The following is a 3,667-nucleotide window of genomic DNA, read 5'->3' on the forward strand; positions in this document are numbered from 1 at the left end:
GCAGTTTGGGTCTAGCCGGCCTGGAATGCGTATCCCGATCGAAACGAACAGAGTTGTCCAAGTCTAATATACTAACCCGAGCGACCTGCGTTGATCAGCTGCACGGCTGAGAGACCATATGGGGTTGCTCAATTGTCCTCGTCCAAGTGGCGGGGGCGGGAAATGTATGTTTTTGGTTCAGAAGAATGACTGCCTTTAGTTACCAGCTGGGCGGTCTCGATCGATCCGACCCCCGAACTGTGAAGGCCGAAGGCCGAAAGAGTTCATGTCCTCAAGTAGCCGAATAGGCGGTAGGACAAAAAGGTCGTGTCTTTCTCTTTCTGGATCAAATCAAGCGCGAGAAGGGCGTTTGGTGAATGCCTTGGCAGCAAGAGGCGATGAAAGACGTGATACTCTGCGATAAGCCATGGGGAGCTGAGAATAAGCTTTGATCCATGGATCTCTGAATGGGGCAACCCACCTGAATGTTTGTTATTGTTAGCTGTGCTAATCAATAATGGGCATAACCAGGTATTTATGACCTGAATACATAGGGTTATAAAGGCAAACCCGGGGAACTGAAACATCTAAGTACCCGGAGGAAAGGAAATCAATTGATACTCCCCTAGTAGCGGCGAGCGAACGGGGACCAGCCGAGCCGGATGAGTGACTAGAACACGTTGGGAAGCGTGGCCATAGCGGGTGACAGCCCCGTATAGGAAGCTTTGACGGACGTATTAAGTAGGGCGGAACACGTGAAATTCTGTCTGAAGATCGGAGGACCACCTTCGAAGGCTAAGTACTCCTTGCTGACCGATAGTGAACCAGTACCGTGAGGGAAAGGTGAAAAGCACCCCGACGAGGGGAGTGAAACAGTACCTGAAACCGAACGCCTACAATCAGTCGGAGGCTCCTTGCGAGCTGACGGCGTACCTTTTGTATAATGGGTCATCGACTTGGTCTCACGAGCAAGCTTAAGCCGTTAGGTGTAGGCGTAGCGAAAGCGAGTCTTAATAGGGCGTATGAGTTCGTGGGATCAGACCCGAAACCGAGTGATCTAGGCATGGCCAGGTTGAAGGTAAGGTAACACTTACTGGAGGACCGAACCCACATCCGTTGAAAAGGATCGGGATGAGCTGTGCCTAGGGGTGAAAGGCCAATCAAACTCGGAGATAGCTGGTTCTCTGCGAAATCTATTTAGGTAGAGCGTCATCCGAATACCCCGGGGGGTAGAGCACTGGATGGGTAATGGGGCCCCACAGGCTTACTGATCCTAACCAAACTCCGAATACCCGGGAGTACTAGATGGCAGACACACTGCGGATGCTAACGTCCGTAGTGGAGAGGGAAACAACCCTGACCTACAGCTAAGGCCCCCAATTCATGGCTAAGTGGGAAAGCAGGTGGGACGACCAAAACAACCAGGAGGTTGGCTTAGAAGCAGCCATCCTTTAAAGATAGCGTAACAGCTCACTGGTCTAAACAAGTTGTCCTGCGGCGAAGATGTAACGGGGCTCAAGCCATGAGCCGAAGCTTAGGATGCCGTAAGGCATGGTAGCAGAGCGTAGTGTGACATAGTCTCATTCCTCCTTCACGTCTTCGGGCGTATTGGAGGAGAGAGGCTTTCGATGAAGCCGGCGCGTGAGCGATCCGGTGGAGAGATCACTAGTGAGAATGATGACATGAGTAGCGACAAAGAGTGTGAGAGACACTCTCGCCGAAAGTCCAAGGGTTCCTGCTTAAAGCTAATCTGAGCAGGGTAAGCCGGCCCCTAAGCCGAGGCCGAAAGGCGTAGGCGATGGGAACTAGGTTAATATTCCTAGGCCAGGAGGATGTGACGGATCACAGGTGTAGTTCAATCTTATCGGATTGATTGGGCTGCTGAGTGGTTCCTGGAAATAGCCCTCCATCAGACCGTACCCTAAACCGACACAGGTGGACTGGTAGAGCATACCAAGGCGCTTGAGAGAACGATGTTGAAGGAACTCGGCAAAATACCTCCGTAAGTTCGCGAGAAGGAGGCCCGGTTCCTAGGCAACTAGGGGCTGGGGGCACAAACCAGGGGGTGGCGACTGTTTATTAAAAACACAGGGCTCTGCGAAGTCGCAAGACGACGTATAGGGTCTGACGCCTGCCCGGTGCCTGAAGGTTAAAAGGAGAGGTGAGAGCCTTGAATTGAAGCCCAGGTAAACGGCGGCCGTAACTATAACGGTCCTAAGGTAGCGAAATTCCTTGTCGGGTAAGTTCCGACCTGCACGAATGGCGTAACGACTTCCCCGCTGTCTCCAACATCGACTCAGCGAAATTGAATTGCCTGTCAAGATGCAGGCTTCCCGCGGTTAGACGGAAAGACCCCGTGCACCTTTACTACAGCTTCGCACTGGCATCAGGATTGTGATGTGCAGGATAGGTGGTAGGCTTTGAAGCAGGAACGCCAGTTCTTGTGGAGCCTCCCTTGAGATACCACCCTTCGCACTCTTGATGTCTAACCGCGGTCCGTTATCCGGATCCGGGACCCTGCGTGGCGGGTAGTTTGACTGGGGCGGTCGCCTCCTAAAGCGTAACGGAGGCGCGCGAAGGTTGGCTCAGAGCGGTCGGAAATCGCTCGTTGAGTGCAATGGCAGAAGCCAGCCTGACTGCGAGACTGACAAGTCGAGCAGAGTCGAAAGACGGCCATAGTGATCCGGTGGTCCCGAGTGGAAGGGCCATCGCTCAACGGATAAAAGGTACGCCGGGGATAACAGGCTGATACTGCCCAAGAGTCCATATCGACGGCAGTGTTTGGCACCTCGATGTCGGCTCATCTCATCCTGGGGCTGGAGCAGGTCCCAAGGGTACGGCTGTTCGCCGTTTAAAGAGGTACGTGAGCTGGGTTTAGAACGTCGTGAGACAGTTCGGTCCCTATCTGCCGTGGGTGTAGGAGACTTGAGAGGAGTTGCCCCTAGTACGAGAGGACCGGGGTGAACGATCCACTGGTGGACCAGTTGTCGTGCCAACGGCAGTGCTGGGTAGCTATGATCGGACAGGATAACCGCTGAAGGCATCTAAGCGGGAAGCCCCCCTCAAAACAAGGTCTCCCTGAGGGCCGTGGAAGACCACCACGTCAATAGGCCGGAGATGTAAGCGCAGCAATGCGTTCAGTTGACCGGTACTAATCGCCCGATAGGCTTGATTTGATCCAGTAACAGAAAGACAAATCAAAAACATACACACCTTGGACCAAGGATGGCTGTGTCGCGCCAAGCGACACTGTTGATTGACATAATAACCGTGCGGGAACGCGCATTCGCAAGCGAATACGCTGCCTCCCGCGCGTCGCCTTTTTGCAAAGCAAAAAGAGCGACGGGGGCTTTTCCTCGGTTTGGTGGTCATAGCGCAAGTGAAACACCCGGTCCCATCCCGAACCCGGAAGTTAAGCACTGCCGCGCCAATGGTACTTGGGCTCAAGCCCCGGGAGAGTAGGTCACCGCCAAACCTAGAAAAAGCCCACAATCAAACTTCTCTCTTACGATATCGAACTCATTCGACCCCGGCCTCAAGTAGCGTAAGCAACAGGCCGAAAAACGGTCTCAAGTAGCCGAATAGGCGGTAGACCACAAAAGTGTCGCGGGATGGAGCAGCCCGGTAGCTCGTCAGGCTCATAACCTGAAGGTCGTAGGTTCAAATCCTACTCCCGCAACCAAAAATA

At 53.5% G+C, this 3,667-nt stretch carries 1 tRNA gene and 2 rRNA genes; all 3 read left to right on the forward strand.

Annotated features, from left to right (window positions below):
- Nucleotides 1-328 precede the first annotated feature (328 nt).
- The 3 genes from AC2FFD_RS22120 to AC2FFD_RS22130 all read left to right on the forward strand — a co-directional run bounded on the left by AC2FFD_RS22120 (nt 329) and on the right by AC2FFD_RS22130 (nt 3,661).
- Nucleotides 329-3,155: ribosomal RNA gene (locus tag AC2FFD_RS22120) — 23S ribosomal RNA — on the forward strand.
- Between the two features lie 184 nt (nt 3,156-3,339).
- A 5S ribosomal RNA gene (gene rrf / locus AC2FFD_RS22125) occupies nt 3,340-3,454 on the forward strand.
- A gap of 130 nt (nt 3,455-3,584) precedes the next feature.
- Nucleotides 3,585-3,661 (forward strand) — tRNA-Met (locus AC2FFD_RS22130).
- The last annotated feature ends 6 nt before the right edge of the window (nt 3,662-3,667 follow it).

It is taken from the genome of Ruegeria sp. YTSC002, from assembly GCF_059609845.1.